Genomic DNA, 26,816 nt, shown 5'->3' with positions numbered 1-26,816 from the left:
AACAGGAAAGTAAAATAAGCATGCAAAAACAACAAGGTAAAGCAAACGTTACGTGGGCGGCTTTTATAGTTGTGGTGTTATCTATTATTGTGGGTAATGCATTTTTAGCATTAAATACCATTCAAGGGTTAACTCAAACACAAAAAAGCTTAGATAACACCAACATGCTAAGTTCGGCAATAGAGCAATTGCACTTATCTATTGTACAGGCAGAGTCTGGGCAGCGTGGTTACTTGCTGACAGAGGAAGATGATTACCTCACACCTTACTACGATGCAGTTGGGCAGCTTGAAGCGCAAACCGATCATGTTAAGTCTCTGCACTCAGAAATTGATGGCCAATCAGAGCGGATAGCTCAGCTGCTTGTATTGACAGAAAGTAAAATTGAAGAGCTAAAAAACACCGTTAATTTAGCGCTTGATGATAAAGAGCGCCGTGCACTCGCTATTTTAAACACCCACAAAGGCCGAGAGCTTTATAAGCAAATTCGTGAACGTGTTAATGATATTCAAGACCGTGAATTACTGTTTAAGGTAAGCCATTTCTCTAAACTCGCTCAAATTAAAAACGAAGCTAAAATTACGTTTGCAATTACCGCGATTACTAGCGCAATACTGATTATTGGTATGTTTGTAATGACGCGTATGAACCTGAGAAATGCGGCTCAATATCGGTTTGATCTTGAAAAGCAAAACGAAACATTGGCTAGTAAGGTATCTGAGCGCACACAAGAGCTCACTTTGTATTCAGACGAGTTAAGCCGAAGTAACCGAGAGCTGGAGGAATTTGCCTTTGTGGCAAGTCATGATTTGCAAGAGCCACTTCGTAAAATTCAGGCATTTAGTGACCGATTAGAAACCATGTTTAAAGATGATTTAGGTGAAAAAGGCTTAGATTATATTGGACGTATGAAAAATGCCGCACAGCGAATGTCGAACTTAATTAACGACTTGTTAGAGTTTTCGCGTGTTACTACACGAGGTAAGGACTTTGATGATACCAACTTAAATGAAGTAGTAGACGACATTCTTAGCGATTTGGAAATTGCAATAAAAGAGTCAGATGCGCAAATTGAAGTGGCCGAACTACCGGTTATTCAGGCAGATAAAAGCCAAATGCAGCAGCTTTTTTTAAATTTACTGTCCAATGCGGTTAAATTCAGACGCCCAGATGCGAGCCCGCATATAAAAATTAGCTACGAACACGAAGCTATTTTTAATGAAGATCACAATGCAGAATTAAGCTTTCAAGTTATTACTATAAAAGATAATGGTATAGGGTTTTCTCAAGACTATGCCGACAAAATATTTGTACCATTTCAGCGCTTACATGGTCGTTCACAGTATAAAGGAACGGGTATTGGCCTTTCTGTGTGCAGACGAATTGTAGAACGCCATGGCGGTACTATTACGGCTAAAAGTAAAGACGGTGAAGGGGCAACCTTCATTATAAAATTACCTGTGGAAGCTGCGCTTTTCACTTTGCAAGGAGAGGCTTAAATGCCCTACACAAAAGTTAAACCAATTACTATTTTAATGGCAGATGACGACGAAGATGATCGCTTATTAACGCAAGATGCACTCGCGGAAAGTCGAGTGCTCAATGAGCTTCACTTTGTTGAAGATGGTGTTGAGCTTCTTGAGTATTTAGAGCGAAAGGGCAAGTTTGCTGATAAAGAGGTTTCTCCTCGCCCTGGACTTATCTTGCTTGATTTAAACATGCCAAGAATGGATGGCCGTGAGGCGTTAGAAGCGATTAAAGCAAACCCAAATTTAAAAGGGATTCCAGTTGTTATTTTAACTACATCGAAACAAGAAGAAGATATGGTTAAAGGGTACAACTTAGGTGCGGCTTCATACATTACCAAGCCAGTTACCTTTGACGGCTTAGTTGATTTAATGAAAACACTAGGCAAATACTGGGTTGAATTTGTAGAGCTACCAAGTACTTTTAACGATTAATGGAGATTGTATGTTAGATAAAGTGACTCAATTGCTGCTTGTAGAAGACGATGAAGATGATTACATACTCACCTGCGACTATTTGGAACAATTAGACTCACATACGTTTAACGTTCAATGGGTAAGTTCTCCAGAGCAAGCAATTGAAACGCTCAGTAAAAACGAGCACGACATTTGTTTGCTTGATTACCGCTTGGGTGCATCTAATGGGCTTGATGTTTTAAAAGAGGCAATTGCAAATGGCTTTAGCGGGCCTATTATTATGCTAACTGGGCAATCGGATGATGAGTTAGACTCTGCAGCACTTGATGCCGGGGCCGTTGATTATTTGATTAAAGGAGAAATGAGCTCAAGCCGTTTTGCTCGTGCAATTCGTTACGCCCTTGCCCGAAAAGATGTTGAAGGAGAACGGGTAGAGCGATTAAAAGCGGAAGCTGAAAACCGTTCAAAAGACCGTTTTTTAGCACACCTAAGTCATGAGTTACGTACACCGCTTTCGTCTATTTTAGGTTACACAGAATTGTTGATGCAAAGCGACTTTAGTCAGCAAGCTGAAAACGAGCTAGGGGTTATTTATCGAAATGGTAAGCACTTACTTAGCCTTCTTAATGATGTATTAGACTTATCAAAAATAGCCGCAGATAAGCTAGAGCTTACCCTCAGTGAAGTAAACCTTGATAGCATGCTTGCTGATGTATATACGTTAATGCGAGTGTCGGTGCTTGATAAAGGCTTAACTTTACGCTTTGAATCCGACCAAGCACTCCCGCTTGTTACTCGCCTTGATGCGACGCGTGTTCGTCAAATATTAATAAATTTAATTAATAACGCGGTTAAGTTTACCGATAAAGGCGAAATAGTTGTTAAGGCATGGACGCAGCATGTTGATAACAAAGAAATGCTCTTTTTTAGCATTAAAGACTCAGGCATGGGTATTGCCCCTGAAAAACAACAGCTGATTTTTAAACCGTTTGAACAAATAGCGGATGTTGAATCGCGCTCAGTCGGCGGTGCGGGGCTAGGCTTGGCAATCTGTGCAGAGCTATTATCTCGTATGCAAGGTAGTATAAGTTTGCATTCAGAAATAGGCAAAGGTTCTACCTTTACTATTTCGGTGTACCCTGGTGACATTAGTGATGTTGAACGGCAAGTGCTTAACTTTAGCAGTGTCCCGCAGTTACAAAGTAAATTAACACCAAGTAAAGTGCATGGGCGTGTATTGGTTGTTGATGATTTACGCGACCTACGTATGCTGGTTGGGCACATGATCAGTAGCTGCGGCGCGCGAGTAGACTACGCAGAGCATGGCCAACAAGCACTTGAGAAAGTACGTATAGCCGACGCCTACAAGGCACCTTACGATATCATTTTTATTGATATTCATATGCCTGTAATGGGTGGTAAAGAAGCAACCATCGAGCTTAGAAAAATGGGCTACAAAGGGCCAATAATTGCGCTTACGGCTGCCACAATGAAAGGCATACACGAAGAGCTTGCCGCGCTTGGTTTTAACGATGTGATACCCAAACCAGTAGATAGCAGTTCGCTATATCAATGTCTTCAAGATTATTTAGTGTCGCCGGAAAATGCTCCTCAGGCAAAAGATATTCAAGTTAAAGCGTTAAATGAAAAAAGGCAGCGCTTTTTATTGGTAGAAGATGATGACGATGCTGCACAAATAACCCAGTTGCTTTTAGAAAGCTTAGGAGTAGAGACGGTTATAGCGTCAAGCTGTGCGCAGTGTTTGCAAATACTTAACCACGATCAGCAATTTGATAAAGTATTGTTAGATATGCATTTACCCGATGGCAGCGGAATTGACTTAGGTGAGCAGGTTAACGAACGATACCCTGAGCTGCGATTAGTTATTGTAAGTGGTGCAGAACCTGATCCTACAGATATAAAAGATTTAAATATTGATCGTGTTTTATTAAAACCTATTAATTTAGGCTTATTAGAAACACTTATAAGTTAAAGCATAAGGTTTAAATTATATGCAGTTTATAACACTAGACTCTGAAAGATTAACGCCTTCAAAAGTGGTGTGTGTGGGTCGAAATTACACAGCCCACATTGCAGAGTTAAATAACGAAACTCCCGATGAAATGGTGTTATTTAACAAACCTAATAGTGCCATTACTCACTCTTTAAAAGCGCTTCATAATGATGCTGTTTTACACTACGAGACAGAATTATGCTTTGTAGTAAAAAATAAAAAGTTTGTAGGTATAGGATTAGGCCTTGATTTAACAAAGCGTACCGTACAAAGCAAATTAAAAAATAAAGGGTTACCTTGGGAGCGCGCAAAGGCATTTGATGGCTCTGTTATTTTTAGTGATTTTATTGCGCTAAGTGATAGCACTCAACAATTTACATTTGAGCTAAAAATTAATGGTGTTGTTACGCAACAAGGCGATACTCATTTTATGTTGCATAAACCCGATGCAATTTTACAAGAGATTAGCGAGTTTATGCACTTAGATGATGGTGACGTAGTGATGACTGGCACACCTTCAGGAGTTGGTGAGGTTGTTGCAAACAGTACCTTTACCGTTGCTTTATTCGCTAATGAGCAGTGTTTGTTGGAGCAGCAATGGAAGGTTGTTCAAAGTTAATAACCTGCTGTTGATAATGTTTATTAAAGTCAGCAAAATTAGAGTTTAAAAAAATATGCTGGCTTTTAATGTATTCAGGTGATTGTAAAATGGTCGCCTTTAATACGTCATTAATTTTTTTTATAGCTTGAGATGCAAAGTTATTTTCTGCTTTTACAGCACAGCCCACAGCACCTCGTATAAAGTCAGTTTCGTTTCCAGCCAAAGGGAGACTAACTATGTTATTAAACCTTTCTTGTTTATTAAAGTAGTCTGCCATAAATGGGTAATCAATAGAGTAATCTATAAAACCATGACTTAAGCGCGCAATGACAGCCTGGCTTTCATTTTCACTACTCCAACTAAGTGACGAGCTATTATTGCTTTTTGTATTGCTAATAATTGTGTTTATTTTATTTGAAAATTTACGCGCAGCAGCTTGGCCGTAAATGTAGTGTTGATCGGCTAATAAATTAATTAAATTGATTGGTGAGCCATATTTTTTGGTCAATTTAGGGGCTAATTCTTTAGTTGTTAATACGGAAAATGGTGGGTAAACCGTTGTTGGGTTTGATAGTTTGAGTATGTGATTATTATTCTTTTTATAAATAACACATGGAAAGCATACATTTTTACCTTCATTTAAATACTTATTAATACGCTGCTGTGGAACAACAAGCCGTGTATGCTTTACATCAGTGATAGTGTTAATTAGTTGCTCTGTCAGGTTATCGCAAAGGCCACCCTGTGGCGCTTTATCGCTTTTAGTTATGTGAAACGGAGGGGTGTAGCTTTGTAGCCAAATTATTTCTTTAATGGGCTCTACTTTCTTAGCAGTGCCAAGCGCTGTAAACGATATAAGTAACAAACTAATTAATAATACGCGTTTTGCCATTGCACAGACTTTTTTTAAAAAGTAATACTTTTACTATAGGTAATAATTAACAATAATAAACATTCATTTTTATTAGTTTTAAAAAAAAGCAGGTAGTGATTTACCTGCTTTAATATTAATTTTAAGGTACAAACTTAAGCTAATAAGGCATAGGGAAGTTTTTAAAAATAGTTCCTATTCCTGCTAAGGTTTCGTCATCTAAAGTAATGCTAAATGCGTCTATGTCTTCTTTTAACTGCGCCATAGTCGTAGCGCCAATGATAGAAGACGTTACTCCATCAACCTGATTACACCACGCAAGAGCAAGTTGTGCAGGCGTTATGTTGTTTGCATATGCGAGCTCGGCATATTGCTTAGTTGCTTGCTGAGCATTGGGCGTATCTCTAAATATTCCGTTTCGCTGTGCAAAGCTCCATCGAGAACCTTCAGGACGAGCACCATTAAGGTATTTACCTGTTAATAAACCGGCCGCGAGGGGGGACCAAGGTAAATAGGCAATATCTTCGTGTACACATTGCTCAATTAAATAGGGCCAGTCTTTAGCATGGGCTAAGCTAAATTCATTTTGAATAGACACCATGCGTGGCAAGTTATGCTCTTTGGCTAAGCTTACAAATTGACTTATACCCCAAGGTGTATCGTCAGAAAGCCCGCAATGTTTGATTTTACCCGCTTTAACACAATCGTTAAGGCCTTCTAAAATATCAAGCATGCCAGCTTGGTGAACGTGCGTATCTACATCACTAAATTTAAGTACTCCTGGCCACTGCCTTGCAAAATGTGGCGTTGAACGATTAGGCCAATGCAGTTGGTACAAATCAATATAATCGGTTTGCAAGCGCTTGAGGGAATTATCAACCGCCTCTATAACTGCTTGGCGCGTTATATCGCCACCACCTCGTACCCACGATAGGCCATTACCTGCTATTTTTGTTGCCAGTACTATGTCGCTACGTTTTTGTTGATTACGAGAAAGCCAGTCGCCAATAATATGTTCTGTTTTACCGTAGGTTTCGGGTGAGGGAGGAACAGCGTACATTTCAGCTGTATCAATAAAATTTACGCCTCGATCTAATGCATAGGCTATTTGCTCGTCTGCATCGCGTTGGGTGTTTTGAACGCCCCAGGTCATACTGCCTAAGCAGACTCTTGAAACATCAACACCGCTACTACCAAGTGGGCTGTATTGCATAAAAATTCCTTATTACTCGTCTTGGGCGTATTTTACTAAGGCTGATAAAAGTGGCTCTGTAATAGGCGCTTTTGCACCCGTTTTAAAATCAAACATGACTACTTTTGATGTGCCTGTAGTGGTTATGGCATTTTGTGCGTGACTAAATATACTGTAATTCATAACAAATCGGTCGGTTTTAATATCTGAAATAGTCACGCCAACAGTTAGGGTGTCTGGAAAGGTAACCGGGCGTTTATAGCGAACCGCATTTTCACTTATTACAGGGCCAATACCACCGGGTTTAATGGTGTCGAATAAGTTTAGTTTATTTAAAAAGTCTATTCGGGCTATTTCAAAATAACGCAGGTATACCACGTTGTTAACGTGCTGGAGGGCGTCCATGTCGGCCCATGCTACAGTGATGTCGGTATGAATTGGGTGATTATCTTTGAACCTTTGCATGTACTTATAGCTCTTAACTTTAAAGCACTTAGGTTATCAATATGAACTAGCGAGCTCAAGGGAATTTATAATTAGGTGGTTTTAAAAAACTTTGTAACCAATTGATTTTGGTATACAGTTAAAAAACACACACAGGAGCACACACATGCAAAGTATAATTAATTGGTTATTAGCTAGTTTGGTTTTTATAGCGTCGTTTACCTGTTATGCAATGGGTAACGCCTCTGGTGCTATTATTCTTATTTTGGCAGGGTTCTTTTTTGAAGTTTTGCTTTGGCTACGAAGCATGAAAGAGCAAGAAAACAATAAACGTCTTTTTTAATTGCCACTAAGCTTGATTATCAATAGTGATTACATGATAATAACTGTATAAATAAACAGTGTTTATTGTGGTGATGAAAAAGTTTATACACATAGATATGGATTGCTTTTATGCGGCGGTAGAAATGCGAGACAACCCAAAGCTTGCAAATGTACCGCTTGCTATTGGCGGCAACAGTCGGCGCGGCGTGTTATCTACTGCCAACTATATAGCCAGAGAGTTTGGCGTGCGCTCTGCGATGTCTAATTACCATGCTAAGCAATTATGTCCTGATTTGGTTATTGTGCCCGGACGTATGGCTGTTTATAAAGAAATATCGAGCCAAATACGCGAAGTGTTTAGTCGCTATACCCACTTTGTAGAACCACTTTCTCTTGACGAAGCTTACCTTGATGTTACTGACAGCCAAGCCTGTAAAGGCAGTGCTACACTTATTGCTCAGCAAATAAGGGCTGACATATATAACGCTACAGGATTAACAGCTTCTGCGGGTGTGGCCCCCGTTAAATTTATTGCTAAAATAGCCAGTGACGAAAATAAGCCAAATGGCCAATTTGTTGTACTACCTAATGAGGTTGACCAATTTTTGGAACAGCTGCCGCTAGGGAAAATTCCCGGTGTGGGGAAAGTGACATTAGAGAGGTTAAATCTTAAAGGGCTTTATATTGGAAGGGATGTGCGTGAAAAAGGGGTGAACTGGATGCAGCAGCATGTGGGTAATTTTGGTGTATCGCTTTATCAAAAATGTGCGGGAGAATACATTGGTAGCGTTTCAACTGAGCGGATACGTAAGTCGCTAAGTGTTGAACACACCTACGAATACAATAAAACCAGCCTCCAAGAATGTTTGGATCAGATCCCTAGCTTAATTGATGAATTAACGCGTAGGCTTGATAAGCAACAATTACAAAGTCGTATCAACAAACTGAGTGTAAAAGTGAAATTTGCTAATTTTGTGGTTACGTCAGCCGATCAGGCTTATCACCAATTAAATACCGAAATTTTTGTACAGTTACTTACTAAGGCGTACCAACGAGGGTTGCAGCAGCCTGTTAGGTTATTAGGTATTGGCGTCGGTATTAAAAGCCAGCCAGAGCGTAACTTACAATTGAGCATTTTGGATTAATGCGTAAAATTTTTAACAAGCGTTTTAGATAAATTAAACGCTTATCGCATCTTACTGGTCTTCAATATACAAATCGACGATAATAAAGGTCTATGTTTTTAACAGGATCTGTATTTATGGCATACCCTAAAGCCGTGTTAGCCCAAGTAACAAGCGCTAGCCTTGAATGTGCATCACATGACGCACTGATCATCATAAGTGATGACTTTTCTCAATTACCTAATAATTCGCTACGCGATGCAGTTTTAGCTCAGTCAAAAATTGATGCGCGCATTGGCAAGCAAGTAACCTTACTTGTTATTGACAATAAGCGCGTGATTTTAGCACCAACAGGACCATTAAATAGAGATTACGACGATGTGCGTCGTTATTTTGATGCCGCTAAACTTGCAATTAATGAAGCTAAGTTATCAGGTAGTGTAAACCCGGCCTTATTTTTACCTAGCTTGTCAGGTGATAGCCGTTATCAGTATGCGCTAGAAGTTGCATTTTTAGGTATGTGCCAAGCGCTTTGGCAGCCATTAGAAGCACGTGAGCACCATGGCGAGGGCATTGAACCGATAGCCGCTATTGGATTAATTAATGCGAGCTCGCAAACAGTTAAAGCCGTTAATGCGATTGCGGCTGGCCAGTATGCTGCTCGTGATTTATGTGGTACTGAGCCTGAGCGTATGGCGCCCCCTCGCTTTGCAGATTATTGTGTTGATTTATTTAAAGGCACAAATATAGCAGTTGATGTTATTGACAATATTGCCGACATTGACAAAAACTACCCTATGTTGAGTACTGTTGCGCGTGCATCCTATGCGGTTGAACGCCACCACCCACGCGTTGTAAAACTTGAGTATGTACCTGAGGGCGAAGTGACCCGTACACTTATGTTTGTTGGTAAAGGCCTTGTTTATGATACCGGCGGTGCTGATTTAAAAGTGGGTGGTTACATGGCTGGTATGAGTCGTGATAAGGGGGGGGCAGCGTCGGTTGCAGGCTTTATGAAGGCCGTTGCTGATTATCAACCAAAAGGTGTAAAGGTTATTGCTTACTTAGCGGTAGTGCGTAATTCAATTGGGTCTGATTGTTTTGTACCTGATGAGATAATTACCAGCCGTGAAGGTGTGCGCGTACGCATTGGTAATACTGATGCAGAAGGGCGTTTGGCAATGGGTGACCTATTAAGCGAAATGAAAGATTTAGCTAAAACAGAAGTTAATCCTACACTGTTTACTGTGGCAACGCTTACAGGTCATGCTGCACGAGCTATGGGACCTTATGGTGCCTATGTAGAAAATGGCCCAGCACGGCTTGCTAAAGTGTCTCGCCAAATTGCTGATTGTGGTGATTTATGGGCAGATGGTGCTGAAGTATCGCGCTCGCGCCGTGAAGATTACGATTTTATTAAGCCACGTACCCTAGCAGATGATGTACTTTCAAGTAATAACGCCGCTTCTGCGGTTACTGCACGTGGTCACCAGTTCCCTATGGCGTTTTTAGCTGTTGTTGGTGGACTTGATAAACACGGAACTGACGCTGCACAGCCATTGCCATACGTGCATATGGATATTGCCGGTAGCGGTGTTGAAGGCGGTGATTGGCAACATGGCAAACCAACAGCGGCTTCTGTTGCTAGTTTATTTGCCTGTTACTGCTTATAAGTAGTTAACTGCTTAGATTAAAAAGCCCTGTTTAACAGGGCTTTTTTTATACTCAATGTAATTTAAACCGATTAACAATAGATGAAAGCTCTGTACTACTTTGTTTGAGCTTGTCACTTGCGCTGTTAAGTTGCTTGGTGTTATCTAACGACTGTTCAGTTGATTGAGATAAATCGTTTATGCGTAAGTTTACCTCATCTGCAGCTTGAGTTTGCTGCTCTGTTGCACGTGCAATTTGGCTGTTCATTTCAGTGATAATAGAAACGAGTCGTTCTATTTCATTAAGTGAGTTATTAGCAGAGGACGCCTGTTCAACAGTTGATACAGAAAGTGTTTGGCTAGCTTTTACTGCGTCTACAGCCGCACGGGTACCTTCTTGTAGCTTACTGATCATTGATTGAATTTCATCCGTGCTTTGCCCCGTTCTACTGGCAAGTGTGCGCACTTCGTCAGCAACTACTGCAAACCCCCGGCCATGTTCACCCGCTCGTGCGGCTTCAATTGCAGCATTCAGTGCGAGTAGGTTTGTTTGCTCCGAAATACTTCTAATTACATCAAGTACAGAGCCTATGTTTTGGCTTTCATTCGCTAAATCTTCAGTTACACGGCTTACTGTTTCAATGTTTGCTGAAAGTGTTTCTATGGCGGTTATTGTTTCTGCGACGACATGTTTACCCGTTGATGCATTTTGTGCTGCATCGTTAGCTGCTTGCTCTGCGGCTTCTGCGTTGCTACTCACATCATGTATTTGGTGGGTCATTTGCTCCATTGCCGCTGCAACTTGTGTCGAGCTGTCGTTTTGTAGCTCTATGAATGATTGGCTAGTTTTTGTTGAATCGTCAACGGTGTGGGCGTGTTCGTTAACATCGTTTGCACTTTTTGATACGTGTTCCAAAGATTCACGCATTTTAGAAACAAATAAATTAAATGAATGCGATAGCTTCGAAATTTCATCGTTACCTTCTTCATTTAAAGTACGTGTTAAGTCGCCTTCACCCTGCGAAATATCTTTCATCATATTGGCAGCAAGTCGCGTCGGTAGTAACACACTTCGCCCTATAAAGTAGCTAAATGCAATAACAGCTACAATCATCACCACAGCATTTAAAATAATAAGATTACGTTGAGAGGAAAAGGCCGCATCAATGGTGTCTAAGTAAACACCTGAGCCAATTATCCATTGCCATTGGTTAAACCCTTTTACAAAGGCGATTTTATCAACGGGTTGCTCTTCGCCGGGTTTTGGCCATTTGTAAGGGATAAAGCCTTCGCCGTCTTTTTTAGTAATGTTTACCATTTCAACAAACAACGCTTTACCGTCTGGGTCTTTATTGTTTGTTAAATCTTTACCCTCAAGGGCAGGTTTTATTGGGTGCATTACCATTTCTGGTTGGTAGTTGTTTATCCAAAAATAATTAGTTTTATCGTAGCGAAGGGCACGTATTGCACTTATTGCCTGCGTTTGTGCCTGCTGCTGTGTGAGTGTATTGTTTTGTTCGAGTGTGTAAAAGTGTTCAATAATACTATAAGCGGTTTCCACTACATTTTGTGTTTTTAGGTATTGTTCGTATTTAAGGGCTTTATATTGGTTATTTAAGCTAGAAACACTCAACACAATTAAGCCAAAAATAACAATGCCAACCAACATAGCAAAACGCTGAAAAATACTAAAACGTCGAAGATTAAGCATGTGCGTATCCTTTATTTATTTGCACAAAAAAGTGCATCAGATAAGTTTAGTAAAAATATGCATTTAATCTAGGGGATGTTTATCTTTTGAGGGTTAATTTCAATCTTTATAGGAACCATTGAACAAAGGCTGAGTTTAAGATTGGCTTTAAATAAAAAAGGCTGATTAAAAATCAGCCTTCATAAGTAAGTTACTGTTTGTTATTTAACATCAAAATGACGGTTAAAGAAATTCGTAATAGTTTGATGTAAATGAGTTTGAACCTGTTTACCGCGTAAACTATGCTTTGAACCTGGGTAGGTCATCATTTCAAACTGCTTTTCACTGTCTTGCAGTTGTTTGAATAGTTTAGTTGCATGGGTAAATAATACATTGTCGTCTGCCATACCGTGGTAAATCATCAGTGGCCCTTTAAGGCCATCGGTGTATGGAAATACTGCGCTGGCTTCATACCCTTTTGCATTCGTATCAGGGTGACCCAAATAACGCTCGGTGTAATGGGTGTCATATAATGCCCAATCTGTTACTGGCGCACCTGACACACCGGCATTAAAGTAGTCACCAGCTTTAAACATGGTCATTAATGCCATGTAACCACCGTAACTATGGCCATATATGCCAATGCGCTTAGCATCTACGTAGTCAAGTGTACGTAAAAATTCGACCCCTTTAATTTGGTCTGCTACTTCAACGTCACCTAGGTTTTTGTATATAGCGTCTTCAAACTTTTTACCACGGTTGTACGAACCACGGTTATCAAGTTGAAAAATCACATAACCTTGTTGCGCCATATATTGAAAGTATAAATTTTTGCTACGCCAGCTATTTGTAACGCGCTGAGCATGTGGACCGCCGTATACATTTACAATGACAGGGTGTTTCTTACCCGCGCTCATATTAGTTGGTTTGAATAGGCGGTAATGCATTATTTGACCATCTTCAGCTTTAATTGTCCCGTATTCAGGTTTAGCTAAATTACTAAGGTAAGGAGTAAGTGGATGGTTGTTATCTAGCTTGTTTTCTTCAAGCCATGTAATAAATTCGCCGTTAACTTTGCGCAGTGCCGCTGAGTTTGGTTTGTTCACTGAAGAACTTGTATCGATGAACGTTTTACTATCTTTTGCAAGTACGACGTTGTGGTACTGGCCTTTTTCAGTGATTCGTTTAGAGTCCCCTTTTTTAAATAAAGGCGCGCTGTATAAATGGCTTTCAAGTGGTGTATCTTTTCTGCCAGCAAAGTACACTATGCCTTTTTTCTCATCAACGCCTTTTAAGCTATCAACAGCCCAGTCACCCGATGTAATTTGACGAACCAGCTGTCCATTTGTGCGGTAAAGGTACAGGTGCTTAAACCCGTCACGCTCAGACGCCCACACAAAGTGTTTTTTGTCTTTTAAAAAAACGAGGTCAAAATGCAGGTTGATCCATGTATCGCTGTTTTCGGTTAGGGCTACTTTTTGCTTTTTAGACTCCGAGTCATAAAAGCGAAGCTCGAGTGTTTGTTGCGAACGGTTTTGCCATTGGTAAGAAAGTGTTTTGCTGTCTTTTAACCATTTAGCACGGGCAATGTATATGTCTTGATTTTTACCTAAGTCAATCCAATCAACTTTTTGATCGTTTAATTTAACGACACCTAACTGAATTTTTACGTTGTCGGTACCGGTAAAAGGGTAGCGCTGATTAAATAATTTTACTTCGTCGGCATATATTTCGTTACGAATAGCTTCTTTAACGGGGGATTCATCAACACGGGTGTAAGCGATTTTAGTTTCATCACCAGACCACCAGTAACCTGTCATGCGGCTCATTTCTTCTTGCGCTACAAACTCAGCCATGCCATTTTTAATAACGCCGCCGCCATCTTGGCTTAATTGAATTTCTTTACCTGAATTAAGTTCTAACGCATATAGATTTTGCTCTCGTATAAACGATACGTAGTTACCTTTTGGCGAAAAGCGTGCGTCGGTTTCAAATGCTTCTGTGTTGGTCAGCTTTTTACTTTTAGCTGAGGCTAAGTCGTAGTAATACAGATCACCATTAAGCGGAAACAAAAGCGCTTTGCCATCGGTTGACCATGTGTACTCTAGGATGCCTTTGCCAAAAATACGTTGGCGTTCACGGCGTGCTTTTTCTTCATCAGATAGGTTTTCAGGGCCAGAAAATAATTCGGCTGAATCGACTAATACGCGATTAGTGTTATCGTCTAGGTTATATTCCCACAAATCGTAACGGTTGTAGTCGTCAGTTTTACCTTGTAAATAGGTTACACGACTTCCATCTGGCGAAAATTTAAGTTGAACGGGAGATTTACCTGACAGGCTTGGGTCATCAAAAATCCGTTCTAGCGATAAAGGTTTTGCTTGAACACTGATAGCACCAACAATAAGTGGTACAGCAAGTGAGAGGTGTTTTATTTTTTTTAGCACAAGGTTACCTTAGCTCAGTATCAATATTATTTTGAATGGTAAAGCCAAGCGTGTGCAACTGCAACTAAATGCTATAAAGTAGCAATTATTAAAGATTAACAAGGATAAACACAATGACTGAGAGTCAATTTGAACTGGCTGTTGAACTTCAACGAGATTGTATCGAGTTAGCCGATTGGCCTCTTTGCAAGGTGCTTTTATTAAACGATAGCCTGTATCCTTGGTTTGTATTAGTACCAAGGCAAGCTGGTTTAAAAGAAATCATCGACTTATCTGAAGACGATCAAGTGGTGTATTTAAAAGAGTCTGCAAAACTGAGTAAGTTACTTATTGAGGTTTTTAACCCAGATAAATTAAATGTCGCAGCTTTAGGAAATATGGTGCCGCAATTACACATTCATCATATTGCACGATTTAAAACTGATAAGGCATGGCCTGCGCCAATATGGGGTAAGTTTGCGGCAGTCCCTTACACTGAAGAACAAATAGAAAAAATAAAAGCACGTTTTTAAAAGCGAAAACATTTACACAAGTGAGGATTAAAATGAAATTACTTAAAACCCTGACTACGAGCTTATTTGTTATTGCGTTATCGGGCGGTTATGTTGCTGCTACTGAGCAGGTAAATAATACCGAGGTTGTAAAAAAAGCTGATATTAAGAACTTTGCTGTTCATAGCAACCTTGTGTATTCGGCTGCACAGCCCAGCAAAGAGCAATTAAAGCAATTATCTAAAGCAGATGTGAAGCACGTTATAAATTTACGTGGGACAAATGAACAAGATTGGGATGAAGGTGAGTTTGTTCAAGCGCTTGGTATGGATTATCACGCATTGCCTATTTCTGGTGCCCAAGATATTACAGTCGCGAATGCACGCAACTTAGCAAATTTACTTAAAAAACTAAACGGTGAGCCGGTTTTGGTTCATTGTGCTAGTAGTAATCGAGTTGGGGCTTTAGTTGCTATTTCAGCCCATGAAGACGGGTTAAGTATTGAAGAGGCGCTTGAAAAAGGAAGGCGCTGGGGAATGAAGAGCCTGGAATCTAAAGTGCGAGATGTTATAAGCAAATGAAACTAAAGGCGTTACACAGTTAATTGTAACGCCTTTTTAGTTTTAGTTAAGACCAAGTACGTCTTTACCTTGCTTAAATGTGACATCTACTGGAATGTTAGCTTGGCTTAGTTTTTCTAAATCTTTGGTGAGTGACTCTTTAATATCACCATGGGTTGCAATTAGCTGGTCGACTTTTTGGTAATCGCCGTCACCTTGCAAAGTTAAAATTAGACGAGAAAGCTTAGCCATAGCAATACTCATCTTTTCCATGTTGACGCGGTACAAGCCTTCTTCATTTTTAGAAAATGCGCCTTCTTGTGCAAAAAAGTTAAAGCGAATCATATTCGCTTTCCCGTGTGCACTTGACGCACCAAAACGCACTGAGCGGAAAATGCCGGCCATAAAGGTAATGTAGTAATCTTCAATAGTTCCTTCGCTGATCTCGCCTTTATTTAATAACTGCTCAACCATGTATAAACCTAAAATGTCGGCTTTACCTTCTTCAAGTGCGCTTGCGTGCTCTTGTAATGATTGGCGAACCGTTCCTTTACCTGTGATCGTATTTTTAATACCTAAACCATGCGCTACTTCATGAAACATGGTGTTAGCAAAAAAAGCATCAAAGGTAATGTGCTTTCGTTGCTCAGGCACAATTAACTGCTCTGAAATAGGCACTAATATTTTATCAAATTTAGCGCGCATGGCATTTTTAAGTTGTAGGCGGCGCGTGCCTTTTTCTAACTGAACTTGCTCATCGTTTGGTAAGTTGATTGCAATGGTTTTGCTGCCGGCATTTGAATGACCAGCATAATAAACAACGTCATACGCGTTTAAGTCTGCATCTGATCCGGGGACTTCATGTTTATATTTGTCATCAACAGGTAAACCTTTTTGAAGCTCAGGTAAAAAGGCTGCAAACTTGGCAAGACGCTCGCTCCATTTTAAATCTTTAATTAATACATAAGATTCATAGGCAGTACGATAACCAAATAATTGGTCTTCGTAGGTTTCAATTGGCCCAATAACCACATCGATTGGGTTATTTTTCATGTCCATCCATGCAAAGTCAGATACCTGAAAATCATCTTTTTGAAGCGCGTCAGCACGGAGATTTAAGTAATTTGCAAATTCTTTATTGTCGGCAAGTTTGCTGGCTTGGCGAAGTAGGTCGGCTGCTTTTGCAAGTTCTGTTGCGTACTCTTTTGAGTAAGGCACGCTGTAAAGCTTACCTTGTTCGTCGCGTTTAATAATTGAGTAGAGGCCTGTTTTATCTTCTACGTCCGCGTTATTAAGCTCTTCTTTAGTTATATCAGCAGGGTAAAACTGTGCACCCAGTGGCTTTCCTTTATAGCCTGAAAGAAACGTTTCATCGCCATTTAAACGGTCCCACGGGCCGTAGTTTATATCGGCAAATTTGCGAATTTGTTGATCAGTTAGTTTTGCTAAAAAGGCATCTTTATCTTCACCTAATGCTTGTTTCCAAAATAAGACATCCATTATTTTTGATGCGTCTATCAGAATAGCAACCATTGCCTTTTGATTGTCACTTAAGTGTGATAAATCGCTTTGTAAGCTAAAGTCGGTGTATATGTCTAAGCGTTGTTTATCAACATTAATAAGCTCAGGCCCCATTACTTTTACGGGTGTTTGCGATGTGGTCTCTGAAGATGATGACGGTTGTTCTGAACATGCACTCAGAAAAACAACACCAGAGAGTATAATGGCTTGGCTAATTTTATTTAAGATCATTATTTTGCCTATTTAAAAGTTAATTTAATAATGGGTAGACGCTTGTTTTGGGGCTCATTGGCGGCACGCTACTATATTGTGACAGCATTAAAGCAAACCTAAACAGTAAATAGCAAGTATTAGGCGGTGTATGGTAATTGTGTTGTTGAAAATAAGAGAGCAAAATAAAATTATATAATTTCCTTAACTTTAACGGTAAGTTAGGCAATACTGATTGTAAGTTCATTATTATAAAAATTAACTGTTGTAGCGTGTAGTACTATTACAACTAAAAGGATGACTGCTTTATGTCTACAGAGAATGCATTATTAACAATATTAGTTGATAGAATAAATAACGATACACTTGTATTACCTACATTACCTGAAGTTGCGGTTAAAGTTCGCCAAGCTGCAGACAACCCTGAAGTTAATTTAATGCAAATGTCGGAGGTTATTTCACAAGATCCTTCGTTATCTGCTCGTATGATTAAAGTAGCTAATAGTGCAATTATGGGACGTGCGGTTAAGGTATCTACCTTACATCAAGCAGTTACCCGCATTGGGTTGCGTCAAATTAAAAACATAGCGACAGCAATGGCTATGGAACAATTATTTGTTTCTAACAATGATCTTATCAAAGGCTATATGGGTAAAGCGTGGCAAAAAACATTAACGGTGGCGAGTCATTCAATTACGTTAATGGAGTTTTACTTACAAAATAATAAACGTACGTCGTTAAATCGAGATTCAATTACGTTAGCGGCTTTAGTTTATAACATTGGTGTATTACCTATATTAACTGAAGCTGAGCGCCACCCTGAGGTGTTTGCAAATCCTAGCTTTTTAGCACATGCTATTCAAAAGCTAAGTGGCAAAATTGGGTCATCAATCATGGATGCGTGGGAATTCCCTGTTGAGTTTTCAAATGTGGCATTAAGTTGGGCTGACCCAAGCTATAAACCAGAACAAATAAGTTATGTAGATTTTATTCGAATTGGGGCTCTTTTAGAGGGGACTTTACAGGTATCTGATAAATCAGCAGCTCTACAAACTTATATTGATAAAGGTGTTATTTCATCTATGCAGTTGTTCTCAAGCGATGAATACAATGAAATGCTTGTAGACGTAAAAGACATGTTTAGCTAATTAAGCCTTAAATTTAGCGTAATAAAAAAGCACGATTAAATATCGTGCTTTTTTATTACTATTTAACGCGTGCTTAGGGGGTAACTAAATCGTCAGCATCGCCTAAACCTTGGGTTAGCTCTTCTAGCAATTGTTTAATTTCTTCAGATGCTAAAATAAAATCGGCATCAAGTTTTACTGCCATATCTTCTTTAGGTATGTCAGCGTTTTCTTCTTTTAATGTATCTGAATAACTCAAACGTTTGATTGAACCATCATTTTGCAACATGAATTTAACACGCTCTTGCCAATCGAGGGCTAGTTTAGTAACGCGTTTACCACTTTCAAGGTGTGATTTAACTTCATCACACGACAGATCATGGCCTTTTAATTTAACTTGCGCGCCACTGTCATCAGCTTCTTCAAGTTCAGCGTCAGAGCCAATTGCAAAGCCTTCTGGTGTGGTAAAGTTAGTTAGCCAATCAGTTAAAAATACATCAAGGTCATAATTTGCAAATGCAGGCACGACAGGGAGTGTACCTAATGATTTGCGTAATAGTGCTAAAAGCTCTTCAGCTTTATTAAAGCTTGCACTATTTACTACAACCCACCCATTTTCTTGGTCAATAAATGCAAACTGTAGGCTCGACTTTTTAAATGCTTGAGGAAGTAAGGTATGAAGAATATTTTCTTTTAATTCGTCTTTTTCTTTCTTTTTAACTGGACGATTTTCTTCAGCTTCGATTTGGTCAACTTTTTCGGCAACTAATTCATTTATTACAGAAGCCGGTAATACTTTTTCTTCGCGTTTAGCACATACTAATATACTCTTTTGAGAGAAGTGAGAAAGTGCTTCGCTATGCTTTCCAAATGCTTTAGTCCAGCCAAAGGTAGAGAGCTCTTGGCCTGTACAAGGGCGAAATAGGTCTTGTTCTAGAGCTTTATCAAAGTCTTCTTGTGTGTACGAAACATCTTGTTTAAAGCGGTAACAAATAAGGTTACTAAACCACATAGGGGAGATAATCCATCTGAAAAATTTGCTCAATCATAGCAATAAAAATCGTTCCTCGAAATGACTGATTAACGACTATTTAAATTAACTTTAATTGAATATAGAAAGTGGTTTAGCCATATTTTTAGGAAACTGAATAAAGTAATGCAACCCTTCACCAGGTTCACTTGTTGCCTCAATTGAGCCGCTTAAAGTTTGCTTAACTAAATTAAACATTATGTGAGTGCCCAAACCACTTCCACCTTCATCGCGTTTGGTGGTGAAAAACGGGTTAAACAGTTTTTCAAGTTGATCTGGTTGTACTCCATTACCATTGTCTTTGTAGTCAATGGTTAAGTTTTTTTCGTCACTGGTAATAGTAATATCCATTACACCATTGGTTTTACCTTCAAAACCATGAATAAGTGAATTAACTATGAGATTGGTAAATATTTGGCTTATGGCGCCGGCTGGCAAATTTAATACTAGGTCATCGGGGCATTGCAGATTGATAGTGTGCGATGTTTTTTTTAATTTAGGGTGAAGCGAGCGTATTACTTCATTTACATAATCTTTAAAGTTTATGGTACGCACAGCCTCACTGGCTTGGTCTACAGCAATTTGCTTAAAACTTGCAATGAGGTCTGAGGCTCTATCTAAATTTGTTGTAAGCAAGCTTGTGCTTTGCTTAGCTTCGTTAATGAATTCTTCTAATGCTTTAGGGGAAAGTGTTTTTTCAGCATAGGCACTTTCAAGCTTATTTAAGCGCTCTTCTAAAAATGATACCGCGGTTACACCAATGCCGATGGGGGTATTTATGTCGTGGGTGATCCCCGCAACTAACCCTCCTAAAGCGGCCATTTTTTCTGTACCAACAAGTCGTTCTTGAGCAAGTTTTAGCTCGTCAATGTAACGTTGCGATTCTGTTTGTTTGGTGAGCAACTCTTGCTCGGTGCTTCGGCGCAAGTCTATTTCATCGGTAAGGACTATTTTTTGTTTTTCTAATTCATATTTTTGCTGTTGTAATTCCATCATTGCTTGACTTAAATTAGACGTTTTACGGGCAACATCTTGCTCTAGCTGAATATTATGTTGGTCTAATTTTTCGTTGCTCACAATTAATTTGCTTTGAGTTCGCTCGAGCTCTTTTCTGTACTGAACAACCTTATCGATTAGGTTATTAAAAGATTGCTCCATTACTTTAAGTTCATTGTGCTCTTCGGTCTCAATTTCGATGTGTTGCCCTTCTAGCTCATCGAGTTGTAGGTTTTCGATTTGTTCGGTGAGTTGATAAAGTGGGTCGGTGAGTAATTTTCTAAACGCCATTAAGAATAAAATAATTAAAAATGTTGTTTTAATCATGGCATTACCAATCAAAAAGTAGATTGATACCATTATTCTACTCAGTACCACTTCTCTGCTGGAGAATAACGTTACATCACCTACTTGCGTAGCCCGTCCTGAAAATTCAAAAATGAGTGGGAAGGTATAGCCAAATAACCCTGATTTTGAGTCTTCCAACATGGCTTCTTCTTGAACAAGTTGCTGGCTGTAGAGCTTATGGATATCTAAAGAGCGGCCAAGTTGTGAAATAACCTCGCCACTATCATCACGCACAATAATTCCCTCAATCATAGGAATAGCTAGCAGGCCCTCTGCGGTCGTTATTGTTTGCTTTGTATTAAGCTCCCAAATTGCTCGTGTTAAACTGCGGCTAAAGGTTTTTTGCAAAGTGGCAAGTTCATCTTTAATGTAATCTTTAGTATTTATGTACTCGGCAAGTACCTGCCCGCATGTCACTACAAAGGTAAGCAAAAAATAGACCGATAACACACTGGTCAGTAATCTTTTAGAAAGGCTTTTTTGTAGCATGGGGTATCAATAATTCCTTGAACTTTAATTAAGTATTTGCACTACTATTTAAAATCTAGTCAATAAATGCTTAAAAACAAATAATAAATGATTTATTTTATGACAAATAAAGGCTGATTTTTGTTTTTGTTTATTACACACTACCTATATCGGAGTGTTTGTATATTATTGATAAACTAATTGTTGTTTGTTTTTTATGCATTTTCGCAATAGTAAACTATCCCTTTTGGCTTGTTAAGTTTATTCAATAATAGATTGTTACAAAATGTGGATAAAAAGCACAGGTATTTTGTAGTAAATATAGGTACCATTGTACAAAAATACGACCTTGCTACCGACCGTTGTCCTTAACGACATTAATTATGCTTATTTAGTAGTTTTATAATATGAATTTTTCTATTTTAGTGTGTGATGACTCAACAGTTGCACGAAAACAAGTAATCAGATGTTTGCAACAATGTATAGATGCCGATATTCAGCAAGCTACAAATGGCGCACAAGCGATTGAACTACTAAAAACGAACCGTTTTGATTTGTTATGCCTAGATTTAACCATGCCTGAAGTTGACGGCGTTGGCGTTCTTGAATACATAAAAGCAAACAAGGTTGAGTGTTTTGTACTTGTTATTTCTGCTGATATACAAGAGAAAATGAAGTTGCGAGTGGCTAAATTAGGCGCTATCGATTTTATAAACAAACCAATAGATAAAACACGAATGAATGGTATTTTGCATAAATTTGGCATTCACTAGGTTTTTTTATGTTAAAAAAGGCTGTTTTATCTTTTAATTTGCGCTTGACAGCATAGCCTTTGTTAGTGCAGTCTTACTCCATGAAAACATTTAATCGCGTACTGACCATTATTATTACAACCACCATTCTTTCTGGATAGTGGCATAGGTCGGTGCAACAAATTTAAAGGCCTGTGTTCACTTAGAACACAGGCCTTTTTTCGTTTTATGGAATGAGGAACATAAACAATGCGCGTTTTAAAATTTGGTGGGTCATCACTTGCCGACTTTGCTTGTCTTGAGCAGGTAGCTCAATTAGTTAAAGCACAATTAAAAGATGAAATGCTATTAGTCTTATCTGCGCCCGGTGGGATGACTGATTCATTGGTTTCACTGGCAAGTGCTGCAGAGCAAGGCCATGACTTTGGCCCTTTATGGGAGGCGTTAACTGGACGTTGTGATGAGTTGAAATCAGCCGTAGAAAAAAAGTATGGCGCAATTGAAAGTTGGCCAGATTTTGACGCGCTAAAAAATAAGCTTAATGGTGTGTCATTAATTAAGTGCTGCCCTGAACAGGTGCGCGCTTATATTATTAGTTTTGGCGAGCGTGTTAGTGTATCGCTTATGCAGCGATTATTAAGCTCACATCAAGCAGTGTATTTAGAAGCGACTAGCTGTGTTGCATCAACAGGTGGCTACATAGATGCAGAGGTTGATTTAGTAACAAGCAAAGCGCGTTTCCAAGCTGTGTTAAAAGAAAGCCCAGCCACGATTTATATTATGCCAGGTTTTACAGCAAGCAATGATAAAGGCGAGCTGACTACCCTTGGCCGAAATGGCTCTGATTACTCTGCAGCCATCGCTGCGGCTTGTTTAGAGGCAGATGTTTGCCAAATTTGGACTGATGTTGATGGTGTTTACAGTGCAGACCCTCGTTATATCAAAAAAGCCACTAAAGTCGATTTTTTGTCTTACAAAGAAGCAATGGAGCTTTCTTACTTTGGTGCCAAAGTTCTTCATCCAAAAACTATTTTGCCGTGCGCTAAAGCCGGCGTTCCTTGTGAAATAAAAAATACGCACAACCCTGACGCGCAAGGGTCACTAATCGGTAATGATTATTCGTCAGAAGAACCGGTAAAAGCAATTTCAAGTCTGCAAGATCTTGCTATGCTAACGGTCTCGGGCCCAGGCATGAAAGGCAAAGTGGGCATGGCCTCAAAAGTATTCAATGCGCTGGCTCATGACAACGTGTCGATTGTGTTAATCACACAATCGTCGTGTGAATTTAGCATTAGCTTTTGTGTACATGAAAGCGATTTAACCCTTGCATTAACAGCATTACAAACTGCGTTTGAGCTTGAATCACAAGCAGGTTTGATTGAACCTGTACAAGTACAGCGTAATTTAGCCATAGTAACGCTTGTAGGCGATAACATGCGCGCGCACCGCGGTTTAGCGGCTAAGTTTTTTGCATCGCTTTGCCAAGCACAAGTAAATATAGTGGCAATTGCACAAGATTCTACCGAAAGCGCTATCTCAGCTGTAATTGATGGAGAGTTATGTAACGACGCAGTAAAAATATGCCATGAGAACTTTTTCACACATGTGCCATCAATCGATGTGTTTTTACTTGGGTGTGGTTTAGTAGGGCAAGAGCTTATATCTCAATTAGAGCGCCAACAAGCATGGCTTGAAAAGCGCAATATAAAGCTTAACTTGTATGGCGTTGCAAACTCGCGTCAGCTACACCTTGATAGTGAAGGGATTGCGTTTAGTGATTGGCAACAAAAATTAGCTGCATCAGAGCAGGCGTTTGACTTAAAACTCGTTGAGCAATTTGTTAAGCAAAACCACTTAGTTAATCCTGTGCTGGTTGATTGCACATCGTCTGATGCACTGGCGGCGCAATATGTTGACTTTTTAAATGCCGGTTTTCATGTTGTCGCAGCCAACAAAAAAGCAACAACTAGCTCGTACACTTACTATCAAGATTTAATAGCAGCAACGCAAAAAAACAATCGCAAATTTTTATATGAAACCAACGTAGGTGCGGGGCTCCCAGTCATCGACAATTTACAGTCGTTATTTGGCGCGGGTGATGAGCTACTTGAATTTAGCGGTATTTTATCTGGTTCGTTATCTTACATGTTTGGTGCACTTCAAAATGGTTTGTCATTGTCAGAGGCAACCATAAAAGCAAAAGAAAGTGGTTTCACAGAGCCAGACCCTCGAGACGATTTATCAGGAACGGATGTTGCGCGTAAACTTCTCATTATTGCGCGAGAAGCAGGTATGAAACTAGAGCTAAGCGATATTGAAGTTGAGTCGGTATTACCACAAGGATTTGCCGAAGGAGACAGTATTGATGAGTTTATGGCAAAACTGCCAAGCTTAGATGCTGACTTTAATACCCGTATAGAGCAGGCAGCAAGTGAAGGAAAAGTATTGCGTTACGTTGGAACAATTAAAGAAGGGCACTGTAAAGTAGGTATTGAAGCAGTAGATTCATCACATGCGCTTAATGTTATTCGTGATGGTGAAAATGCACTGGCTATTTTAAGCCAATACTACCAACCACGCCCATTTGTTATTCGTGGTTACGGTGCGGGTTCTGAAGTAACTGCTGCAGGTGTATTTGCAGATGTTTTAAAAACCTTATCGCGCTAGGAGTGAAAAATGATTGAAGTATATGCACCTGCGTCTATTGGTAATTTTGCAGTTGGATTTGATGCATTGGGTGCCGCGCTTTCGCCAATTGATGGCAGTTTATTGGGTGACGTAGCGGTTGTAAGTGCCGCGACTAATGATGAGTTTGTCTGTTCTGGCGAGTATGCTCATAAATTACCGATTGATGCGAAAGAGAATTTAGCATATCAGTGCTTAGTGCATTTCAGAGCGCACGTTGCTCCAGATATGCCTTCAGTAAAGCTTGAACTTAAAAAAAACCTGCCAATTGGCTCAGGGTTAGGATCAAGTGCTTGTTCGGTTGTTGCTACATTTGCAGCGCTTGATAAATTTGCAAAAACACAGTTGAACCAAGTTGAGTTAATTGAGTTGATGGCAGATTTTGAAGCCGTTGTAAGTGGCGGGCGCCATTACGACAACATCACACCATGTTATTTAGGCGGCTTGCAGCTAACTGGCGATTTAATTCCTAATAAATCGATAGAACTTCCGGTTGATGAAAATTGGTATTATGTCGCGGCGTTTCCAGGCTTTTCGCTTAATACGGCAAAAGCGCGCTCTGTATTACCTAAAGAGCTTAGTATGCATGCAAGCATTGAGTTTGCGCAGCGTTTATCGGCCTTTAGTAGCTTGTTACTAACAGCACGTTTTGACGATGCATTAAGCATTATGAAAGATGAAATAGCAGAGCCATATCGAGCGCCACTTATTACTGGCTTTAGTGAGGCCAAAGCAAGTTTACCCGCACTGGGTGCTGAAATAGTGAGTATTTCAGGTGCAGGCCCTACGTTATTTACTGTATGTAAAACACTGGAAGCGGCTGAGCAATGCGCCAAATGGCTAAAAGATAATTATATAAATGAGCAAGGCTTTTGCCATATTTGTAAGTTAGATAACGACGGCACGCGTCAATTAAATGTTTTATAGGAAAAGAAGTCATGCAATTACATAATTTAAAAGATAACTCACAAAAAGTGTCGTTTGTTGAAGCAGTAAAAACAGGACTCGGGCGTAACCAAGGTGTATTTTTTCCTGAATCTTTAGCGCCATTGACTGATGTTGATGCACTGCTTGATATGGATTTTGTTACGCGTAGCGGCAAAATATTATCGCATTTAATTGGTGATGAGTTGCCAAGTGACACCGTTGCCGCCATGGTTAAAAATGCGTTCAACTTTCCAGTTAAGTTAGTCGAGGTAGAGGAAAATATCTATTGTTTGGAGCTGTTTCATGGCCCTACGCTTGCCTTTAAAGATTTTGGTGGGCGCTTTATGGCTGAATGTTTAGCGCAGTTTAACCAAGGCGAGAAGGTTACAATTTTAACCGCAACATCAGGTGATACAGGTGCAGCAGTAGCGCATGCATTTTATAATAAGCCAAATATCGATGTGGTTATTCTTTATCCTAAAGGCAAAATTTCGCTGGCTCAACAAAAGCTATTCACTACTTTAGGCGGTAATATTCATTGTTACGCAGTTGATGGTAGTTTCGATGATTGCCAAGAGCTTGTTAAAAAATCGTTTTTAGATGACGAGGTAAAATCAACACTTGGCCTTAATTCTGCTAACTCAATCAACATAAGTCGATTAGTAGCGCAAGTGTGTTATTACTTTGAAGCAATTGCGCAACTGCCAAAAGAAAAGCGTGCAACAGCACATATTTCTGTACCAAGTGGTAACTTTGGTAATGTATGCGCCGCCATGATTGGTGCTGTAATAGGGTTACCAGTAGGAAAGCTAAGTGCAACTACTAACCAGAATGATACAGTTCCACGTTTTATGCTAGACAAAAACTGGGCACCAAATACAACGCTTGAATCGCTTTCAAATGCGATGGACGTAAGTAAGCCTAACAACTGGCCACGAGTGCAAACTATGTTGGATAACAACTGGTTTAGTTACGACAACTTTTATTCAATTAGTGTTGACGAACAAAACACTCAAACAGTGATGAAAAATATTCATCAAACAGGGTATGTTGCAGAGCCACATACAGCAATTGCATACCAAGGTTTAGTTAATAACCGAGCACCAGGTGCTGCGGGTATCTTTTTAGCAACTGCACATCCGGCTAAATTTAAAGAAAGCGTGGAAGATATATTAAATATCGAGCTTAATATGCCAAAACCACTAAGTGACGCATTGGCTAAACCATGCCTAGCAAGCGATATAAACGCCGATTATGACGCGTTACGCACAGAAATACTGGCTAAGTTAGGTTAAATAAAAAGCAAAAGTTAAAGCGGCTTAGGCCGCTTTTTTTGTCTGTTCTAAACCGTGAAACAGCGTTGTCAATTAACTAATTAAATGTAATAAATGAAAAACAT

The 26,816-nt window shown here is 39.6% G+C and carries 22 protein-coding genes; 14 read left to right on the top strand and 8 right to left on the bottom strand.

The window, feature by feature from the left end; genetic code table 11:
• The first annotated feature begins 14 nt into the window (after positions 1–14).
• The 4 genes from KZZ04_RS15525 to KZZ04_RS15510 are packed head-to-tail and all read left to right on the top strand — an operon-like array spanning position 15 to position 4,576.
• Positions 15–1,499, top strand: a complete 1,485-nt coding sequence (locus tag KZZ04_RS15525) for an ATP-binding protein (protein ID WP_138529761.1) — start codon at positions 15–17, stop codon at positions 1,497–1,499.
• Positions 1,500–1,961 (top strand): response regulator, encoded by a 462-nt coding sequence (locus tag KZZ04_RS15520; RefSeq protein ID WP_008126515.1) that lies wholly within the window; start codon positions 1,500–1,502, stop codon positions 1,959–1,961.
• Between the two features lie 10 nt (positions 1,962–1,971).
• Positions 1,972–3,936 (top strand): response regulator, encoded by a 1,965-nt coding sequence (locus KZZ04_RS15515; RefSeq protein ID WP_219423122.1) that lies wholly within the window; start codon positions 1,972–1,974, stop codon positions 3,934–3,936.
• Between the two features lie 19 nt (positions 3,937–3,955).
• Positions 3,956–4,576 carry a fumarylacetoacetate hydrolase family protein gene (locus tag KZZ04_RS15510; protein WP_219423121.1) on the top strand — a complete coding sequence of 207 codons (621 nt, stop codon included), beginning with the start codon at positions 3,956–3,958 and terminating at the stop codon, positions 4,574–4,576.
• Here the strand turns inward: KZZ04_RS15510 and KZZ04_RS15505 are convergent.
• From KZZ04_RS15505 to KZZ04_RS15495, 3 genes are all read right to left on the bottom strand, one after another.
• Positions 4,527–5,450 (bottom strand): hypothetical protein, encoded by a 924-nt coding sequence (locus KZZ04_RS15505; protein ID WP_058404242.1) that lies wholly within the window; start codon positions 5,448–5,450, stop codon positions 4,527–4,529. The genes KZZ04_RS15510 and KZZ04_RS15505 overlap by 50 nt on opposite strands.
• Positions 5,451–5,589: 139 nt before the next feature.
• Positions 5,590–6,642, bottom strand: a complete 1,053-nt coding sequence (locus KZZ04_RS15500) for an aldo/keto reductase (protein ID WP_219423120.1) — start codon at positions 6,640–6,642, stop codon at positions 5,590–5,592.
• 12 nt (positions 6,643–6,654) lie between these two features.
• Positions 6,655–7,086, bottom strand: a complete 432-nt coding sequence (locus KZZ04_RS15495) for a thioesterase family protein (protein ID WP_219423119.1) — start codon at positions 7,084–7,086, stop codon at positions 6,655–6,657.
• A gap of 145 nt (positions 7,087–7,231) precedes the next feature.
• On the opposite strand from KZZ04_RS15495, the gene KZZ04_RS15490 reads away from it, so the two are divergent.
• The 3 genes from KZZ04_RS15490 (at position 7,232) to KZZ04_RS15480 (ending at position 10,186) form a co-directional block, all read left to right on the top strand.
• Entirely contained in the window at positions 7,232–7,408 is a 177-nt protein-coding gene (locus KZZ04_RS15490; protein ID WP_219423118.1) for a hypothetical protein, read from the top strand.
• Between the two features lie 73 nt (positions 7,409–7,481).
• Positions 7,482–8,534 carry a DNA polymerase IV gene (dinB, locus tag KZZ04_RS15485; RefSeq protein WP_138529753.1) on the top strand — a complete coding sequence of 351 codons (1,053 nt, stop codon included), beginning with the start codon at positions 7,482–7,484 and terminating at the stop codon, positions 8,532–8,534.
• Positions 8,535–8,650: 116 nt separating this feature from the next.
• Positions 8,651–10,186 (top strand): leucyl aminopeptidase family protein, encoded by a 1,536-nt coding sequence (locus tag KZZ04_RS15480; protein ID WP_219423117.1) that lies wholly within the window; start codon positions 8,651–8,653, stop codon positions 10,184–10,186.
• 52 nt (positions 10,187–10,238) lie between these two features.
• Here the strand turns inward: KZZ04_RS15480 and KZZ04_RS15475 are convergent, their stop codons facing one another.
• Both KZZ04_RS15475 and KZZ04_RS15470 read right to left on the bottom strand, forming a co-directional pair.
• On the bottom strand, positions 10,239–11,876 hold the full coding sequence (locus KZZ04_RS15475; protein WP_058404246.1) for a methyl-accepting chemotaxis protein: 1,638 nt from the start codon (positions 11,874–11,876) through the stop codon (positions 10,239–10,241).
• A gap of 200 nt (positions 11,877–12,076) precedes the next feature.
• Positions 12,077–14,302, bottom strand: a complete 2,226-nt coding sequence (locus KZZ04_RS15470; protein ID WP_219423116.1) for a DPP IV N-terminal domain-containing protein — start codon at positions 14,300–14,302, stop codon at positions 12,077–12,079.
• A gap of 113 nt (positions 14,303–14,415) precedes the next feature.
• Here KZZ04_RS15470 and KZZ04_RS15465 point away from each other — a divergent pair, with 113 nt between their 5' ends.
• Positions 14,416–14,814, top strand: a complete 399-nt coding sequence (locus tag KZZ04_RS15465) for an HIT domain-containing protein (RefSeq protein ID WP_058404248.1) — start codon at positions 14,416–14,418, stop codon at positions 14,812–14,814.
• 32 nt (positions 14,815–14,846) lie between these two features.
• Entirely contained in the window at positions 14,847–15,374 is a 528-nt protein-coding gene (locus KZZ04_RS15460) for a protein tyrosine phosphatase family protein (protein ID WP_219423115.1), read from the top strand.
• Positions 15,375–15,416: 42 nt separating this feature from the next.
• On the opposite strand, the gene KZZ04_RS15455 is transcribed toward KZZ04_RS15460, so the two are convergent.
• Complete coding sequence (locus KZZ04_RS15455; RefSeq protein ID WP_219423114.1) at positions 15,417–17,105, bottom strand: Zn-dependent hydrolase; 1,689 nt, start codon at positions 17,103–17,105, stop codon at positions 15,417–15,419.
• Between the two features lie 287 nt (positions 17,106–17,392).
• Here KZZ04_RS15455 and KZZ04_RS15450 point away from each other — a divergent pair, with 287 nt between their 5' ends.
• Entirely contained in the window at positions 17,393–18,232 is an 840-nt protein-coding gene (locus KZZ04_RS15450; RefSeq protein ID WP_219423113.1) for an HDOD domain-containing protein, read from the top strand.
• Positions 18,233–18,305: 73 nt separating this feature from the next.
• Here the strand turns inward: KZZ04_RS15450 and rdgC are convergent, their stop codons facing one another.
• Together rdgC and KZZ04_RS15440 are read right to left on the bottom strand one after the other, a co-directional pair.
• The gene (rdgC, locus tag KZZ04_RS15445) at positions 18,306–19,223 is read right to left on the bottom strand and encodes a recombination-associated protein RdgC (RefSeq protein WP_058404252.1); all 918 of its coding nucleotides are present in this window, start codon (positions 19,221–19,223) and stop codon (positions 18,306–18,308) included.
• Positions 19,224–19,313: 90 nt separating this feature from the next.
• On the bottom strand, positions 19,314–21,074 hold the full coding sequence (locus KZZ04_RS15440; protein WP_138529747.1) for a sensor histidine kinase: 1,761 nt from the start codon (positions 21,072–21,074) through the stop codon (positions 19,314–19,316).
• Between the two features lie 386 nt (positions 21,075–21,460).
• Between KZZ04_RS15440 and KZZ04_RS15435 the strand changes: the two genes are divergently transcribed.
• The 4 genes from KZZ04_RS15435 to thrC all read left to right on the top strand — a co-directional run bounded on the left by KZZ04_RS15435 (position 21,461) and on the right by thrC (position 26,712).
• Positions 21,461–21,826 carry a response regulator gene (locus KZZ04_RS15435; protein WP_219423112.1) on the top strand — a complete coding sequence of 122 codons (366 nt, stop codon included), beginning with the start codon at positions 21,461–21,463 and terminating at the stop codon, positions 21,824–21,826.
• Between the two features lie 228 nt (positions 21,827–22,054).
• On the top strand, positions 22,055–24,472 hold the full coding sequence (gene thrA / locus KZZ04_RS15430; RefSeq protein ID WP_219423111.1) for a bifunctional aspartate kinase/homoserine dehydrogenase I: 2,418 nt from the start codon (positions 22,055–22,057) through the stop codon (positions 24,470–24,472).
• A 9-nt stretch (positions 24,473–24,481) separates the two neighbouring features.
• Positions 24,482–25,417 (top strand): homoserine kinase, encoded by a 936-nt coding sequence (gene thrB / locus KZZ04_RS15425; protein ID WP_058404256.1) that lies wholly within the window; start codon positions 24,482–24,484, stop codon positions 25,415–25,417.
• An 11-nt stretch (positions 25,418–25,428) separates the two neighbouring features.
• Positions 25,429–26,712 (top strand): threonine synthase, encoded by a 1,284-nt coding sequence (gene thrC, locus KZZ04_RS15420; RefSeq protein ID WP_058404257.1) that lies wholly within the window; start codon positions 25,429–25,431, stop codon positions 26,710–26,712.
• Positions 26,713–26,816: the final 104 nt, after the last annotated feature.

The organism is Pseudoalteromonas sp. CR1 (genome assembly GCF_019392235.1).
GTDB lineage: Bacteria > Pseudomonadota > Gammaproteobacteria > Enterobacterales > Alteromonadaceae > Pseudoalteromonas.
Note: the sequence above shows the minus strand (reverse complement) of the source record. Positions and strands in the feature narration are given on the sequence as shown.

Coding starts and splice junctions, on each gene's coding strand:
- KZZ04_RS15520 (WP_008126515.1), top strand. CDS start 1,500: ATGCCCTACACAAAAGTTAAACCAATTACTATTTTAATGGCAGATGAC.
- KZZ04_RS15515 (WP_219423122.1), top strand. CDS start 1,972: ATGTTAGATAAAGTGACTCAATTGCTGCTTGTAGAAGACGATGAAGAT.
- KZZ04_RS15510 (WP_219423121.1), top strand. CDS start 3,956: ATGCAGTTTATAACACTAGACTCTGAAAGATTAACGCCTTCAAAAGTG.
- KZZ04_RS15505 (WP_058404242.1), bottom strand. CDS start 5,450: ATGGCAAAACGCGTATTATTAATTAGTTTGTTACTTATATCGTTTACA.
- KZZ04_RS15500 (WP_219423120.1), bottom strand. CDS start 6,642: ATGCAATACAGCCCACTTGGTAGTAGCGGTGTTGATGTTTCAAGAGTC.
- KZZ04_RS15495 (WP_219423119.1), bottom strand. CDS start 7,086: ATGCAAAGGTTCAAAGATAATCACCCAATTCATACCGACATCACTGTA.
- KZZ04_RS15490 (WP_219423118.1), top strand. CDS start 7,232: ATGCAAAGTATAATTAATTGGTTATTAGCTAGTTTGGTTTTTATAGCG.
- dinB (WP_138529753.1), top strand. CDS start 7,482: ATGAAAAAGTTTATACACATAGATATGGATTGCTTTTATGCGGCGGTA.
- KZZ04_RS15480 (WP_219423117.1), top strand. CDS start 8,651: ATGGCATACCCTAAAGCCGTGTTAGCCCAAGTAACAAGCGCTAGCCTT.
- KZZ04_RS15475 (WP_058404246.1), bottom strand. CDS start 11,876: ATGCTTAATCTTCGACGTTTTAGTATTTTTCAGCGTTTTGCTATGTTG.
- KZZ04_RS15465 (WP_058404248.1), top strand. CDS start 14,416: ATGACTGAGAGTCAATTTGAACTGGCTGTTGAACTTCAACGAGATTGT.
- KZZ04_RS15460 (WP_219423115.1), top strand. CDS start 14,847: ATGAAATTACTTAAAACCCTGACTACGAGCTTATTTGTTATTGCGTTA.
- KZZ04_RS15455 (WP_219423114.1), bottom strand. CDS start 17,105: ATGATCTTAAATAAAATTAGCCAAGCCATTATACTCTCTGGTGTTGTT.
- KZZ04_RS15450 (WP_219423113.1), top strand. CDS start 17,393: ATGTCTACAGAGAATGCATTATTAACAATATTAGTTGATAGAATAAAT.
- rdgC (WP_058404252.1), bottom strand. CDS start 19,223: ATGTGGTTTAGTAACCTTATTTGTTACCGCTTTAAACAAGATGTTTCG.
- KZZ04_RS15440 (WP_138529747.1), bottom strand. CDS start 21,074: ATGCTACAAAAAAGCCTTTCTAAAAGATTACTGACCAGTGTGTTATCG.
- KZZ04_RS15435 (WP_219423112.1), top strand. CDS start 21,461: ATGAATTTTTCTATTTTAGTGTGTGATGACTCAACAGTTGCACGAAAA.
- thrA (WP_219423111.1), top strand. CDS start 22,055: ATGCGCGTTTTAAAATTTGGTGGGTCATCACTTGCCGACTTTGCTTGT.
- thrB (WP_058404256.1), top strand. CDS start 24,482: ATGATTGAAGTATATGCACCTGCGTCTATTGGTAATTTTGCAGTTGGA.
- thrC (WP_058404257.1), top strand. CDS start 25,429: ATGCAATTACATAATTTAAAAGATAACTCACAAAAAGTGTCGTTTGTT.